We start from the raw sequence: 13,264 nt of genomic DNA, 5'->3' as shown, positions 1-13,264 counted from the left end.
CTGTACTGAGTGATTTGATTCGTTCACACCGAACACCGAGTCAGTAACCCGACACGCGCCAACCTAAACTTCCACACGTATTCCAGAAGAATCGTCAGTGAATTGTTTGAGTTCAGTGGATTCTTCTAACGGCAGTTTGTTAAAACATGAGAAAATTGGTTACAGCGCGTTTACCGCCGCTTATCTCGTAGTACCGTGGTCCAAACGCGATTCGCGGAATCGGGTTTGTACTGACGACGAGATTTAGATGACGCGGTTCTGCAGGTAGTCGAGGTGCTTCGCGTTGTAGACGATGCGCACCTCGTCGGCCGCGGGCGAACCGATGCAGGTGAGACGGACGTTCTTCTCTTCGACTTCTTCGTCGGAGAGAATCTGCTGCATGTCCATCTCGATTTCGCCTTCGTACACGATGGCGGCACAGTTCGCACAGGCGCCTGCGCGGCACGAGAACGGCCAGTCGTAGCCCTGCGCCTCGGCGGCTTCGAGGATATATTCGCCCTCGTTGACGTCGAGCGATCCGTAGTCCTCGTCGTCGAGTCCCGCGTCTGCCGCGTTGTCGAAGAGGTCGTCGTCGTCCATCTCCCAGCCCTGGTCGTCCAGTACTTCGTAGTTAAGGTATTCTACCGTGGGCATCACGCACAGGTTCGATACCCATACCATTAGACTTTGCTGTTCAGACCCGGGTCGCGTGGTGGTTCGAGACACAGAGGCCTCGAATCGGGCGCCTCCAGACGCTCATAAGGGAACGAGGCTGAAAAGCAGGAACGACGCCACCGCCGACAGCGACGGGGTGAGAATCCAAAAGAAGACGACGCGTCCGGTCGTTCCGGGGTTGAACAGGTCGTTGGCCGTGAGTTCGTCGTTCTCGTCGCCGACGCGGGGCACCGTCTCCCGTCGCTCGGCCGCGAGCGCGTTCACCGAGACGTTCGGGCCTTGGCCGCGGACGGCCTGCCCGAGCGTCACCGTCCGCGTCGCCCGACCCCAGCCGAGACCGACGATGCTCATCGTCGCGCTCACCGCGAGGCTGGCTGGAATGCCGAGCGCCGACAGCACGGCGATGAGCGTCGCGCTGACGACTTCGACGATGAGCGCCGCGAGAATCGGCAGGTCGGTGAGGTCGTTGCCGACGGTGTCGAGCGTCCGTCGGGCGATGGTGAACGCACCGAGCGCGATAGCGCCCCCCGCCAGCAGGATGCCGCCCTCAAGCGACACCGCGCCGTTGCCGACGAGCGGCGCGACGGCGTTGGCGACGTTCGACGCCCCCGCCGAGAACGCCATGTAACAGGCGATGACGACGACCAGCACCGCCCCGCCGAGTTCGCGCGCCGTCGTCCCTGGGCCGAGTCGGGGCCACGGGGTGTACTCCAGCAGCGGGCCGTCGCTGCTGTCGATGACGAAGCGGGCGTCGAGATACGGGTAGACGTAGCGGCCGACGACGGCGCAGACCCAGAAGGCCAGAATCGGGGCGACGACCCACCACGAGATGATTTCGAGCATCGCGCTCTCGTTGAGCGTTCCGGTGGCGACGCCGAGTCCGGCGATGGCGCCGACGGCCGTCATCGACGTGGAGGCGGGCACGCCGAACGTGTTCGAGACGAGTAAGGCGAGGCCGACGAACAGCAACACCGCGACGCTGGCGGCGAGCGTGAACTGGCTCTGCGGGACGATTTCCCCGCCCATCGTCTTGACAACCTCCCGCCCGGCGGTCCACCCGCCGAGCAGGGCGAACCCGCTCATCAGCGCGGCGGCGGCGAGTTTGCTCACGACGTTGCTCCCGACTGCTGGGCCGAACGCGACGCCGGTGGAGGAACCGCCGATGTTAAACCCGACGAAGACGGCGACCAGAAGCCCGACGGCGAGAAGAACTTCTACCACGTTGAAAGCCGTAGAACGGTCCCAGTGTTAAGCCACCCGCATTCGGTCGGCGGTCGGTCGAACAGTCAGTCGAAAAACGGTCGAACCGTCGCCCCCGCGTTCGACCGCCCTTGGGTTCGGTCGAGCGTTCAAACGAAGGGGACGAACCGGAAGACGGCGTAGGCGGCGACGGTGGCGAGCGCCGGAACGAGGTTCTGCAGCAGGACGATTCGCGCCGTCGTCGCCGGGCGGTAAAGTTCCGCGGTCGGAGCCGTCTCAGTCGGCGCGAGCGGGGGCTCGTTGGACAACTCGCCGGACGTTCCGAAGCCTGTCGCGGCCGCCGACTGAGCCGACGCCTCCGTCGAACCGGTCGCCGCAGGCCTGCCGACGCCATCGATGGTGGGTCCGGGAAGCGTCGACCCCTCCGCGCGGGTCGCCCGGCCCCATCCCAGACCGACGATACTCATCGTCGCGATGACGACGAAACTCGCCGGAACGCCGAGCGCCGACAACACGGTTACCAGACTCGCGCTCACTGCCGCGACGACCAGCGCCGCCGCCAGCGGCAGGTCGGTGAGGTCGTTGCCGACGGTGTCGAGCGTCCGCCGGGCGAGCGTGAGCGCGCCGAGACCGATGGCGCCCGCCGCCAGCAGGATACCCTGGTTCATCGTCAGCGACCCGTTACCGACGAGCGGCGCGACGGCGTTGGCGACGTTCGACGCTCCCGCCGAGAACCCCATGTAGCAGGCGATGGCGACGACGAGCGTCGTACCGCCGAGTTCACGCATCGTCGTGTTCGGCCCCAGACGCGGGCGAGGGGTGAACTCGAGCAACGGACCCTCGGACTGTCTGACCGCGATGCGAGCCGCGATTTCGTCGTAGACGTAGCGGCCGACGACGGCGCTCACCCAGAAGCCGACGATGGGCGCGACGAACCACCACGAGACGATTTCGAGGACGACGGGCGTGTTGAGTCGGTCGGTGGCGAGACCGAATCCGGCGATGGCGCCGACGGCCGTCATCGACGTGGAGGCCGGGACGCCGAAGACGTTCGATATGAACAGCGCGAGACCGACAAAGAACAGCATCGCGATGCTCACCGACAGGGTGAACGGGTCGCCGGTGACGATGTCGCTCCCGAGCGTATCGACGACGCGTCGGCCGACGGTCCACCCGCCGAGGAGTGCGAACACCGCCATCAGACCGCCAGCAGTGAGTTTCGACACCGCGCCGCTGCCGACCGCCGGGCCGAACGCGACGCCGGTGTTCGAGCCACCGACGTTGAACCCGACGAAGACGGCGACGAGAACGCCGAGTGCGAGGAGGAGGGTCGACACTGTCTGGGGATTCGTGTGAGAGCCACATAAGCGTCCGGTTCGCCGCGCCCTCGTCGTGTTCGACGCCGAACAAGTTGGCGATCGGTTCCCTTCCCTCTTCCGCTCGTCGACCGGGGCGTACCACTGTCTGACTGGGGCGTCTGCCGTCGGACCGGGGCGTTTTACTCGCCGTGGCGCGCAGCGCCATCTATGACACACTTTCCCGAGTTCGAGGTCGTTCCGGCGGTCGACGTGCAAGATGGCGAAGTCGTTCAACTGGTACAGGGTGAACGCGGCACCGAGAAACGCTACGGCGACCCGGTCGAGGCGGCCCGCCGGTGGGTCGACGAGGGTGCGGAGACGCTGCACCTCGTGGATCTGGACGGGGCGTTCGAGGGACAGCGGGAGAACGCCGCGGCGATCGAAGCCGTCGTCGACGCGACTGACGTCGACGTACAGGTCGGCGGCGGCATCCGAACCGCCGCGGACGCGATCGCGCTCCTCGACGGCGGCGTCGACCGTGTCATCCTCGGGACGGCGGCCGTCGAGAACCCGGACATCGTCGGCGACGTGAGTGAGGAGCACCCGGAGTCGGTGATGGTGAGCCTCGACGCGAAAGGCGGAGAAGTCGTCGTCTCCGGGTGGACCGAGGGAACGGGGCTCGATCCGGCGGAGGCGGCGGTCCGCTACGAGAAACTCGGCGCGGGGGCCATCCTGTTCACCGACGTCGACGTGGAGGGGCAGTTAGAAGGGGTGAAAGCGGACCGCGTGCGGCGAATCGCCGAGGCGGTCGAGATCCCCGTCGTCGCCAGCGGCGGGGTCGCGACTGTCGAAGACGTGCGGACGCTCCGCGAGGCGGGCGCGGCGGCCGTCGTCGTCGGGACGGCGCTTTACGAAGGGGCGTTCACGCTCCGAGAGGCAATGTCGGCGTAATCTGGCACCTACTGCCGTAGCCGACGGCCGACACCGCGTTCGAGCGCGTCCACGGCGCCGACGGCGGCGAGCAGAACGAGCGCGAGCCCGAACAGCACACCGGTGAACGTCATCGACGACACGAACAGCACCCCCACTGCGAGCGTGAGCGCTATCGTGAGTTCGCGCTTCATCGGTGCGCTGCGAGACGCACGTCACACATATCAAAAGGTAGCAGACGGCTGTCTGCCTCGCGTCAGACGGGTGTAAACTCGGTGTCCGGTTCTGGAGTTTGCGGCTGTAAGAGCGCAACGGTGATACGCACGGCGTCCGAGGTGCGACCATGAGCGACCGTACGGCCTCCGTGTTCCGCGAGACGGCGGAGACCACCATCGATCTCTCGCTCGCCGTCGACGGCACCGGCGAAGCCGAGGTCGACACCGGCATCGGCTTCTTCGACCACATGCTGACCGCCTTCGCCAAACACGGTCTGTTCGACCTCGAATTGTCCTGCGACGGCGACCTGCACGTCGACGACCACCACACCGTCGAGGACGTGGCTATCGTGCTCGGCGAGGCGTTCGCGGACGCCCTCGGCGAGAAGCGGGGCATCGTCCGCTACGCCGACCGCAAGGTGCCGCTGGACGAGTCCGTCGTCGGCGTCGTCGTCGACGTGAGCGGCCGTCCGCACTTCGAGTTCGACGGCGAGTTCTCGCAGGACCGAATCGGCGAGTTCACGAGCGACATGGCGCGACACTTCGCGTACTCGCTGGCGATGAACGCCGGTCTGACGCTCCACGTCGACGTCGAACGCGGCGTCAACGCCCACCACGAGGTGGAGGCGCTGTTCAAGGCGCTCACTCGGGCGCTGGACGACGCCACCAGAATCGACGAGCGCCGCGCCGATGACACGCCGAGTACGAAAGGAAAGCTATAGTCGCACGGCGGCGGCGAACCGTCGGAATCGTTCGCTTAGTCATTTCCCGTCCTACTCAGTCCCACTCTGTCGACGCGCCGGAAGAGGCCCGGGTAGTCGCGGACGACGCCTTCGGAGTCGACCGGGATTTCGGCCGAAAAGCCGCTCGTGAGACCCTCGTAGCAGAAACGCCCACCGTCGGCGTCGAGCGGGTCGAGGCAGATGTACTTCTGACGCACCGCCGAAACCTCTAACGCCGGAACCGAGACGTACGCCATCGAGAGCGTCGCTGATTCGCCGGCGGCGAGGTCCAGACGGCGAATCGGGAGCGAGTTCGTGAACGGCGTCGCGGAGATGTCGACGTCGAGACAACCGTCGAGTTCGGGAATCGGCGCACCGTCGTCGTCGGTCCACCGGCCCTCGCCGTCTGTGAGGAGGCGGAGACTCGCGCCGTCGTCGAACGAGTCTACCGAGACGGACCGAACTCGTCCCTCGGCGTCGCAGTCGAGCGCGTAGCGAATCCGGAAGCGTTCGCCGTCTCGGACGCCGAGAACGACCGACTCCGCCGAGAGTGGGCGGGTCTCGTATCGCAGGTGTTCGAGTCCCGCGGCGTCGGCGGGTTCCCAGAGCACGTCGTGCATACCCACTCCGCGCGGAGCGGCGCAAAATTCCGTTCGATTCTGTCTCAGTCGCGGTGGAGTTGCCCGTCTCGCTCCGCGAGAACCCCGCGGTCGACGGCGTAGTCGATGATAGCGCCGGCCTGCGAGTCGTCGAGGCTATACGCACCCGACGCGAGCGCCTCGATTTCCGCGCGGTCGACCGGGAACTCCCGATTCGAGAGGAGACGCATCACCGTTCTGAACTCGGTGGGTTCCTCCTTCGAGGCATCTGAATCAGCGTCGGCTTCGTCAACGCTGTCTGCGGCGTCGGCATCGGCGTCGTCGGCGGCGGTGTCGATACCGGCATCGGTGTTGCTCGCTCCGGTTTCGGCGTCGCCGTTCCCGTCGCCATCCCCGGAACCCGATTCGTCGGAACCGTGCCGTTCGTCCGTCTCCCCGTCGGCGACCGGCGTGCCGATGGTAACGCCCTCGGAGTCGGAGGCGAGCGGGTCGTCGAAGTCAGTCGTGTCGATGGCGTCGCCCGGCTGCGGTGCGGTCGGGGTTGTCGCCGCGTCCGTCACGTCTTCGCCGGTCCGAATGTCGTTGTCGGTGTCGACAGAGTTCGGCGACGGAGACGGTGTGTCGGGCGCTGACGCCGACGACGAACCGTCGTCTGTCGTCTCAGTACCGTCGCCGAGCACGTCGACGATGGGTTCGAGAACGGTTCCGAGCTTTTGTCGGCAGGTCGTACAGAGGACGACCGTCCGTTGCTGTTTGTCGGTCGGGTCGAACCGCGGCGGCACGACGGCCAGTTCGGTGAGGCCGTCGCCGATGGTCCCGCAGAAGTAACACGAGTCGAGGTCAGCCATACGCCAGAGGCACGGCCCGGCGGCTAAAAACTCCCGGCGCAGGAGGCGGACCGCGGACGGCCACAACTAAGACCGAGAGGCGCGCAGGTCCTCGCAAGCGAATGTTCGACGAAATCATGGAGAAGTTCGAGGGGAGTCCGAGCCAACAGGCGGTCATCCGCCTGCTCCTCGAACGCGGCTTTTCGGTCAACGATGAGGGACGCGTCGTCTCCGGCAGCATCGAGATTCCGAACACCCAGATTGCCCGCGAAATCGGCGTCGACCGCCGCGTTATCGACTCGACGACGGAGGCCGTCCTCGCCGACGACGACCTGCGACCCATCTTCCAGAACATCAGCGCGATTCCGAGCCTGTTGAGTCTCGCTCCCGTCCTCGATTTAGCCGCCCTGACCGTCGAAGTCGGCGACGCCGACGAACCGGGCATCGTCGCGTCGATTACGACGCTGCTCGCCGACGAGGGGATCAGCATCCGCCAGACCGTCAGCGAGGATCCCGAGTTCACAGACGAACCGAAACTGTACATCGTCACCGACGACCCCATCCCCGGCGACCTGCTGAACGAAATTTCGGCGCTCCCGTTCGTCCGGCGTATCAGCCTCGCCTGAGTGGTACGGCTCTCGAACGCCGACTGTCGATGAACAGCGTCATCTACCCCGAGAGTCGACAGGGCATATGGAAGAGTCGACAGCGTCGGCGGCGAATCCGTCGACGACCGAGAGGAGCGCGGCGGTCACCGTCGCGCGCCTCGTCGCCGGGCAGGCGGCGTTCGTCGCCGCGACCGTCCACCTCTGGTGGGGGTTCCCGCGGTTGCTCGCCTATCTGCGGGCGGGTTCCGTCGCCGACCCCCGGCCGTACCTGTTCGTCCCCTCCGGACTGCTGCTCCTCGGCGTCGTCGGCGCGATGCTGCTCGGCCGCCGCGACCGCGCGCTGTACGCCCTCTCGGCGGCGGTGCTCGGCGCGTATGTCCTCGGCTACGCCTGGTGGCACCTCGGTGACCACGGCGGACTCGTCCCCGGCGGCCACGCGCAGGGGCCGCTTTCGACCATCCTCGAACACCTGCTCGCCGAACCGCGCGATTTCGTGTCGATGTTCGCCGAACTGGTCGGTCTCGGCGCGTTCGCGGTGCTGCTCGGACTCGACCGGTAGTCCGGCGTCAGTAGCACCGCGTCGGTCGGCAGTACCGCGGTGACCGACACTCCGACAGGGACAGTTCTTTCTCCTCGTACCCCAGCCACACGACCATGACCGACGCCTATCGCACCGTCGCTGGGCGGGCGAGCGCGCAGTTCGAGGTCCGCGGGTCGGAGTTTATCGGCTACGTCTCCCCCGCCGACGGCGTCGACGCCGCGGAGGCGTTCGTCGCCGAAATCGAAGCAAAGCATCCGGACGCGACGCACAACGTCCCCGCCTACCGCGTCCCCGCGGGTCCCGTCTCCGCATCCCCCCCAGGCGACGTGATGCTCCGCGAGTACCAGAGCGACGACGGCGAACCGACGGGGTCGTCGGGGAAACCGGCACTGAACGTCCTCGTCCAGCGGGACATCAGAAACGTCGTCGCAGTCGTGACGCGCTACTACGGCGGGACGAACCTCGGCGTCGGCGGACTCGCGCGGTCGTACTCCCGCGCTGTCAAGGAAGCCGTCGACGCGGCGGGCGTCGTCGAGGAACTGCCGCACGAGACGTGTTCTCTCGAAGTGGAGTACGACGATTCGGGGACCGTTCGCGGCATCTTGGAGAGCGCGGGCGTCGAGTTCGACGCCGAGTACGAAGAGTCGGTCAGCTTCGAGGTCCGCGTGGCCGTCAACGAGGCGGACGAGTTACGAGAGCGACTGCGGAACGCGACGAGCGGACGCGTCGAAATCGGGGAGTGAGAACTCGAACGCTTCCGCCAACGACACACTCACGGCGGCGGATTGCGTTCGCCCCTCCATGAACGAACGAAACGACGAGTACGAGGCCATCGTCGTCGGCGGCGGCATCGTTGGCGCGTCGACCGCCTACCACCTCGCACGCGAGGGAGTCCGGGCGCTGCTCGTCGACCGACGAGACGAGGGGCGAGCGACCGACGCGGGCGCGGGTATCCTCTCGGCGGCGACGAGCAGTCGGGGGAGCGACGGGACGTGGTTCGGCTTTGCGACGACGGCCGTCGACTACTACGACGAACTCGTCGCGGCGCTGGAGCGCGAACAGGACGGTCCGCACGGATACGCCAAGCGGGGCTTACTCAACGTCGCGTTCGACGAGGAGGAATCCGAGCAGTACGACGACGTTCTCGAACGTATCCGCGAGCGACAGGCCGCCGGAGAACCGCCCGCCGAGGGGACGGTTCACGAACTCACCGCCGAGGAAGCGCGCAAGCGGTTCCCACCGCTGGGCGAGACGAAGCGCGCGTTCCACTACGACGACGCCGCACGCGTCGATGGACAGACGTTCGAGGGGGCACTCCGCCGGGCGGGCGAGGCGCACGGACTCGACACGCTCGAAGCGAGTGTCGGGTCGCTCGTCCTCGACGGCGGTGAGATACGGGGCGTCGTCGTCGACGAAGGCGACGAAAGCGAAGAAGGCCAAGCGGGCGTGGAAAGCCAGATAGCCGCCGCCGCCGTCGTCGTCGCTGGCGGCGCGTGGTCGAGCGCCTTCGGCGAGCAGTTGGGCGTCGAAATTCCCGTCGAACCACAGCGCGGCCAGATCGTCCATCTGGACCTCGACGCCGACACGGAGGGCTGGCCCATCGTCAGCCCGTTCCGCCACAAATACCTGGTGTCGTGGGACGACGGCCGCGTCGCCGTCGGGGCGACCCGCGAAACGGGCGCGGGATTCGACCCGAAGACGACCGTCGAAGGACTGCACGACGTGTTCGGGGAGATACTCCGAGTCGCGCCCGGACTCGCCGACGCGTCGCTCCGGGAGGTGCGGGTGGGGCTTCGACCGCTGGCCGAGGACGGGTTACCGGTGATGGGCGAGGTGCCCGGCGTCGACGGTGCGTTCGTGGCGACCGGTCACGGCCCGACCGGTCTGCAACTGGGGCCCTACAGCGGCAAACTCGTCGCCGACGCGGTGCGCGGCGAGGACGTGCGCGAGGAACTGGAACCGTTCGGCGTCGGGCGGTTCTGAGTCGTCGGGAGAGCTAGTTACGCGTCTGAAAACTTATGTCAACGGTTCGAGTAGCGGTGCGTATGATCCTCCAGTTCGGCAGTATCAAACCGGCGCTTCCGGCATACACGCCGGAACTGGGGTTCGTTGTTCTCCTCGCGCTGGTAACGTCCATAGTGACGTACCTCGCTGTTCGCACACTCCTCGTCGTGCTCGCTATATGGGTGACTGACGACGGAACTCGTCTCGGACAATTCGGGACGACCGCCGCGAAGGGGTACGCGCTTCTCGTCGCGCTGACGACGGCCCTCGGAATCACCGGGTTCGGAAGCTTCCGACTCCTGTTCTTCCTGCTCGCCGTCGGCGGCCTCGCCGCCTTCGTAGGCTTCGCGTACCGCGTCGAGCGGTCGCTGGCGAGGCGGCAGTGGTCGTAATAGCATGCGACGAAAACGGGGTCTAAGACTCTCGACCCGCGCTCAGTCGGTCGTCGGCGTCGCCGACGACGGTTCAGCGCGGTCGCCCTCCATCTGCCGTCGGTTCCGTAGCGCCAGCGCGCCGAACAGCACGCCGCCGACCGCACGGAGCAGCAGGTCGAGCGTCAGTATCTCGACACCGATGCTTATCCCGGTTCCTGAGAGAATCGTGAACAACGGGTCGAGTAGCATCTGCGGCGCCATGAGCAGAATCGAGGAGACGGCGAACAGCGCGCGCTCGACGGTGGCGACCGGCGAGTAGAAGTAACCGATGATAGTCGGCCCGAGGGCGAGTACGCCGATGAACAGTCCGACGATGGGGACGACCACCTCCGGGACGAAGTAGCCCAGGTCGGCCACGTCAGCGAAGGTGAGGATGTGGTACTGCTCCGTGCTCTCGCCGCGGATGAGCAGGATGCCGGGCGCGAAGACGAACGCGAACGGGACGATGGCCTTGTTCAGCGAGAGCGTGAACGCCTCTATACCCGTCTTGAACGGGTCAGACTTCGCCACCCCGGAAGCGGCGTACGCCGCGACGGCGACTGGCGGCGTGATGTCGGCGATGACGCCGAAGTAGAGGATGAACAGGTGCGCCGCCAGCAGCGGGATGTTCGCGAGTTCCGAAATCGCGCCGCCGAGCAGCGCGACGAGGATGATGTACGTCACCGTCGTCGGCATCCCCATCCCGAGGATGATAGAGGAGATGGCGGTGATGACCAAGAGGAGGATGAGCGAACCGCCGGAGACGGCTTCGATGAGCGCGACGAGGTTCGGTCCGAGACCGGAGACGCTGATGACGCCGGGGATGATACCCGCGGCGGCAACGGCGACGACGACAACCGTCGCGGTGCGCGCGCCCGACTCCATCGCCTTCAGGACGAACGTCCCGAAGCGGTAGGCGTTGTTGTCGGCGAGCGAGCGGCGGCCGAAGGCCTCGGCTGTCGTCTCGGCCGCGTCGTCGACGGCGGCGTCGTACTCCAAGAGCGGCGACGGAGAGCGCGGTCGCGCGAGCAGGAACGCTGCGCTCACAAGGATGATGATGGTGCCGAGCTGTCCGGCCGCGGCGTCGAGCGCCGCGCGGGGCGCCATCCCGCCGGTTCCCGCACCGGTCACCGCGCCGACGATGCCCGCACCGGTTAGCAGGCGGGCAGCCGTTTCAAAGGCGAACAGCGCGGCGATAGTCCCGAGCAGCGGCACGCGCGTCCGCTCGTTGTAGGTGGCGACGAGTGCGATGAGCGCGATGATGGCGACGATGGTGTACCACGCCGAGCGCGAGACGGAGTACCGGATGCCGATGAGGTAGACGAGCAGCAAGGCGATGGGCGCGAGGTAGAACCACCCGCGGCGCAGGTGACTTCTGACGGCGACGAGTTCGGAGGCGTCGACGCCGCCGATTCCTTCGCGCGACGCTTCGAGGTGGACCATCACCCAGACGCCGAAGAAGAAGACGATGGCGGGAATCGTCGCTGCGATGATGACCTCGTCGTAGGAGACGCCGACGAACTCAACGATGAGGAACGCCGCCGCACCCATCACCGGCGGGAGAATCTGCCCGCCGGATGAGGCGGAGGCTTCGACGCCCCCAGCGAACTCCGGGCGGTAGCCCGAGCGCTTCATCAGCGGGATGGTGAACGCGCCCGTCGTGACTGTGTTGGCGATGGAGGAACCGCTGATAGTTCCCATGAAGCCGCTGGAGAGGATACTCGCCTTCGCCGGGCCGCCCTTTCGCGACCCGGTCATCGAGTAAGCGAGGTCGATGAACCACTGGCCAGCGCCGCTCATCTCCAGAAACGCCCCGAAGAGGACGAAGATGTAGATGTAGCGGACGCTCACCTCGACGGGGACGCCGAAGACGCCGTTGGCGGTGTTGTACCAGAGGTTCTGAATCACGGAGTCCCACGACGCCGATAGCGTAGAGAGGATGCCGAGATACGGGATGTCCTGGGGGATGTTGCCGGCGTACCGGGCGTAGAGGATGAACATCGAGACGATACCCATGAGCAGCGTCCCGAGCGTCCGCCGCGTCGCCTCGAGCACGAGCAGGATGCCGATAGCGCCGAGGACGAATGCGTACGACACCTCGTCGAACGGGATACCGAGCGCCGAGACAGCGTCGACGAGGGGCGCGAGGAACGGGTATATCTCGGCGGTGGTGCGGCCGGAGCCGAGTCCGAGCGCGCGAAGCGTCTGAATCTCGTCGTAGTCGGTGATCATGTACGCCGCCGTCAGCGCCGAGAACAGCACGAGCACGATATCGACCGGCGTAACTCGGGTCCGGTACGGGTCGGCGATGGCCCAGCGAACGCCCGAGCGGATGCTCGTCGCCGCTCGCGTTGCCGGGTGCTCCGACCCGTAGGCGCGTTCGAGTCCGGGGACGACCCGCGAGAGTCGCCGCGAGAAGAAGCCGTCGCCCGACGTCGGCGGGTAGAGCATGAACGCGAGGATGAGCGCGAAGACGACGTGAATCGCGCGAATCTGTAGCTGTTGGAGCGCGGCGAGGCGAACCGTCCCGATGCCGGGCAGCGTCGCCTCGAAGATGAACCCACGCGCGGCGAGCCACATCTGGAACGCCGAGAACATGATCCCGACGAACGCGACGGCGACGGCGGCACCGCCGCGAAGGTTCCGCTTTCGCTCCAGTTCGTCGATGAGTTCCTGTTTCTCCTCCTCGGAGAGTTCGTCGTCTTTGGGTGAGGTATCGTCGACAGTCATGGCGTCATTCGTTGGAGTATACTGCGGTGTTCGACGTGAATCCGCACGGTTTCGGCGTCCGAGCGCGCGACGAGGTCGTACGTCTCGTCGCCGACGTGGAGTCTGTGCCCCGCCACGTCGCCGGGTGAGACGTACAGTTCCGACAGACGCACGTCGTCGGGGTGGTGGACGAAGCTCCCGTTCTCGCGAGTGACGTTCGCCTGCGCCGGGAAGCCCCACCCGTACGAGGAGAACTCCATGCGCGTCATCACGAGTTCGTCGCCACGGACGGCGTACACGTCGCGGACGGGGCTCCCCTCAACGCTGTGGTTGTACGCGAGCGTCACCGTCGTGTCGTTTTCGACCGGCGTGGCGAACAGGCGCTCACCCGTCTCGGCGTTCTCAACGACGAGGACGCGTTCGGGTTGCGTCGCTGCCGCGCCTCCGGCGAGAACGAGTGCGAGAACGGCGATCGACGCGAGCGCGAGACCGACCGTCCGTCGACCGGCGCGGTCGCTCATAGTCGGCGTAGGAATCGAGTGGT

Annotated in this window: 15 protein-coding genes; 7 read left to right on the top strand and 8 right to left on the bottom strand. The window is 66.5% G+C overall.

The window, feature by feature from the left end; translation table 11 throughout:
- Positions 1 to 243: 243 nt before the first annotated feature.
- The 3 genes from fer to LAQ58_RS15500 all read right to left on the bottom strand — a co-directional run bounded on the left by fer (position 244) and on the right by LAQ58_RS15500 (position 3,191).
- Complete coding sequence (fer, locus tag LAQ58_RS15510) at positions 244 to 633, bottom strand: ferredoxin Fer (protein WP_224448343.1); 390 nt, start codon at positions 631 to 633, stop codon at positions 244 to 246.
- 102 nt (positions 634 to 735) lie between these two features.
- Positions 736 to 1,875 (bottom strand): inorganic phosphate transporter, encoded by a 1,140-nt coding sequence (locus tag LAQ58_RS15505; RefSeq protein ID WP_224448342.1) that lies wholly within the window; start codon positions 1,873 to 1,875, stop codon positions 736 to 738.
- Positions 1,876 to 2,003: 128 nt separating this feature from the next.
- Complete coding sequence (locus tag LAQ58_RS15500; protein ID WP_224448341.1) at positions 2,004 to 3,191, bottom strand: inorganic phosphate transporter; 1,188 nt, start codon at positions 3,189 to 3,191, stop codon at positions 2,004 to 2,006.
- Between the two features lie 189 nt (positions 3,192 to 3,380).
- Between LAQ58_RS15500 and hisA the strand changes: the two genes are divergently transcribed.
- On the top strand, positions 3,381 to 4,103 hold the full coding sequence (gene hisA / locus LAQ58_RS15495) for a 1-(5-phosphoribosyl)-5-[(5-phosphoribosylamino)methylideneamino]imidazole-4-carboxamide isomerase (RefSeq protein WP_224448340.1): 723 nt from the start codon (positions 3,381 to 3,383) through the stop codon (positions 4,101 to 4,103).
- Between the two features lie 8 nt (positions 4,104 to 4,111).
- Here hisA and LAQ58_RS15490 read toward each other — a convergent pair whose 3' ends face one another.
- Positions 4,112 to 4,276, bottom strand: coding sequence for a hypothetical protein (locus LAQ58_RS15490; protein ID WP_224448339.1), 165 nt, complete (start codon positions 4,274 to 4,276; stop codon positions 4,112 to 4,114).
- Between the two features lie 149 nt (positions 4,277 to 4,425).
- Between LAQ58_RS15490 and hisB the strand changes: the two genes are divergently transcribed.
- The gene (gene hisB, locus LAQ58_RS15485) at positions 4,426 to 5,019 is read left to right on the top strand and encodes an imidazoleglycerol-phosphate dehydratase HisB (RefSeq protein WP_224448338.1); all 594 of its coding nucleotides are present in this window, start codon (positions 4,426 to 4,428) and stop codon (positions 5,017 to 5,019) included.
- Positions 5,020 to 5,054: 35 nt separating this feature from the next.
- Here hisB and LAQ58_RS15480 read toward each other — a convergent pair whose 3' ends face one another.
- Both LAQ58_RS15480 and LAQ58_RS15475 read right to left on the bottom strand, forming a co-directional pair.
- Complete coding sequence (locus LAQ58_RS15480) at positions 5,055 to 5,639, bottom strand: putative glycolipid-binding domain-containing protein (protein ID WP_224448337.1); 585 nt, start codon at positions 5,637 to 5,639, stop codon at positions 5,055 to 5,057.
- A gap of 44 nt (positions 5,640 to 5,683) precedes the next feature.
- On the bottom strand, positions 5,684 to 6,466 hold the full coding sequence (locus tag LAQ58_RS15475) for a hypothetical protein (RefSeq protein ID WP_224448336.1): 783 nt from the start codon (positions 6,464 to 6,466) through the stop codon (positions 5,684 to 5,686).
- Between the two features lie 101 nt (positions 6,467 to 6,567).
- Between LAQ58_RS15475 and trpY the strand changes: the two genes are divergently transcribed.
- The 5 genes from trpY (at position 6,568) to LAQ58_RS15450 (ending at position 9,990) form a co-directional block, all read left to right on the top strand.
- The gene (trpY, locus tag LAQ58_RS15470; RefSeq protein WP_224448335.1) at positions 6,568 to 7,071 is read left to right on the top strand and encodes a TrpY family transcription regulator; all 504 of its coding nucleotides are present in this window, start codon (positions 6,568 to 6,570) and stop codon (positions 7,069 to 7,071) included.
- Between the two features lie 67 nt (positions 7,072 to 7,138).
- Positions 7,139 to 7,612, top strand: coding sequence for a hypothetical protein (locus tag LAQ58_RS15465; RefSeq protein ID WP_224448334.1), 474 nt, complete (start codon positions 7,139 to 7,141; stop codon positions 7,610 to 7,612).
- Positions 7,613 to 7,707: 95 nt separating this feature from the next.
- On the top strand, positions 7,708 to 8,337 hold the full coding sequence (locus tag LAQ58_RS15460) for an IMPACT family protein (protein WP_224448333.1): 630 nt from the start codon (positions 7,708 to 7,710) through the stop codon (positions 8,335 to 8,337).
- A 58-nt stretch (positions 8,338 to 8,395) separates the two neighbouring features.
- Positions 8,396 to 9,577, top strand: coding sequence for an NAD(P)/FAD-dependent oxidoreductase (locus tag LAQ58_RS15455; RefSeq protein WP_224448332.1), 1,182 nt, complete (start codon positions 8,396 to 8,398; stop codon positions 9,575 to 9,577).
- Between the two features lie 62 nt (positions 9,578 to 9,639).
- On the top strand, positions 9,640 to 9,990 hold the full coding sequence (locus LAQ58_RS15450; protein WP_224448331.1) for a hypothetical protein: 351 nt from the start codon (positions 9,640 to 9,642) through the stop codon (positions 9,988 to 9,990).
- A 42-nt stretch (positions 9,991 to 10,032) separates the two neighbouring features.
- Here LAQ58_RS15450 and LAQ58_RS15445 read toward each other — a convergent pair whose 3' ends face one another.
- Together LAQ58_RS15445 and LAQ58_RS15440 are read right to left on the bottom strand one after the other, a co-directional pair.
- Complete coding sequence (locus LAQ58_RS15445) at positions 10,033 to 12,741, bottom strand: TRAP transporter permease (protein WP_224448330.1); 2,709 nt, start codon at positions 12,739 to 12,741, stop codon at positions 10,033 to 10,035.
- A complete protein-coding gene (locus LAQ58_RS15440; RefSeq protein WP_224448329.1) occupies positions 12,738 to 13,241 on the bottom strand; it encodes a DUF1850 domain-containing protein in 504 nt (167 codons plus the stop codon). The genes LAQ58_RS15445 and LAQ58_RS15440 overlap by 4 nt, the downstream gene beginning before the upstream one ends.
- Positions 13,242 to 13,264 lie beyond the last annotated feature (23 nt).

The organism is Haloprofundus salilacus, assembly GCF_020150815.1.
Taxonomy (GTDB): Archaea; Halobacteriota; Halobacteria; order Halobacteriales; family Haloferacaceae; genus Haloprofundus; species Haloprofundus salilacus.
The sequence above is the reverse complement of the archived record's forward strand: the minus strand, read 5'-3'. Positions and strand labels throughout refer to the sequence as shown.

What these genes read in the sequence shown, in the direction of transcription:
- fer (WP_224448343.1), bottom strand. Translation starts at nt 633, where the DNA reads ATGCCCACGGTAGAATACCTTAACTACGAAGTACTGGACGACCAGGGC.
- hisA (WP_224448340.1), top strand. Translation starts at nt 3,381, where the DNA reads ATGACACACTTTCCCGAGTTCGAGGTCGTTCCGGCGGTCGACGTGCAA.
- LAQ58_RS15490 (WP_224448339.1), bottom strand. Translation starts at nt 4,276, where the DNA reads ATGAAGCGCGAACTCACGATAGCGCTCACGCTCGCAGTGGGGGTGCTG.
- hisB (WP_224448338.1), top strand. Translation starts at nt 4,426, where the DNA reads ATGAGCGACCGTACGGCCTCCGTGTTCCGCGAGACGGCGGAGACCACC.
- LAQ58_RS15480 (WP_224448337.1), bottom strand. Translation starts at nt 5,639, where the DNA reads ATGCACGACGTGCTCTGGGAACCCGCCGACGCCGCGGGACTCGAACAC.
- LAQ58_RS15475 (WP_224448336.1), bottom strand. Translation starts at nt 6,466, where the DNA reads ATGGCTGACCTCGACTCGTGTTACTTCTGCGGGACCATCGGCGACGGC.
- trpY (WP_224448335.1), top strand. Translation starts at nt 6,568, where the DNA reads ATGTTCGACGAAATCATGGAGAAGTTCGAGGGGAGTCCGAGCCAACAG.
- LAQ58_RS15465 (WP_224448334.1), top strand. Translation starts at nt 7,139, where the DNA reads ATGGAAGAGTCGACAGCGTCGGCGGCGAATCCGTCGACGACCGAGAGG.
- LAQ58_RS15460 (WP_224448333.1), top strand. Translation starts at nt 7,708, where the DNA reads ATGACCGACGCCTATCGCACCGTCGCTGGGCGGGCGAGCGCGCAGTTC.
- LAQ58_RS15455 (WP_224448332.1), top strand. Translation starts at nt 8,396, where the DNA reads ATGAACGAACGAAACGACGAGTACGAGGCCATCGTCGTCGGCGGCGGC.
- LAQ58_RS15450 (WP_224448331.1), top strand. Translation starts at nt 9,640, where the DNA reads ATGATCCTCCAGTTCGGCAGTATCAAACCGGCGCTTCCGGCATACACG.
- LAQ58_RS15445 (WP_224448330.1), bottom strand. Translation starts at nt 12,741, where the DNA reads ATGACTGTCGACGATACCTCACCCAAAGACGACGAACTCTCCGAGGAG.
- LAQ58_RS15440 (WP_224448329.1), bottom strand. Translation starts at nt 13,241, where the DNA reads ATGAGCGACCGCGCCGGTCGACGGACGGTCGGTCTCGCGCTCGCGTCG.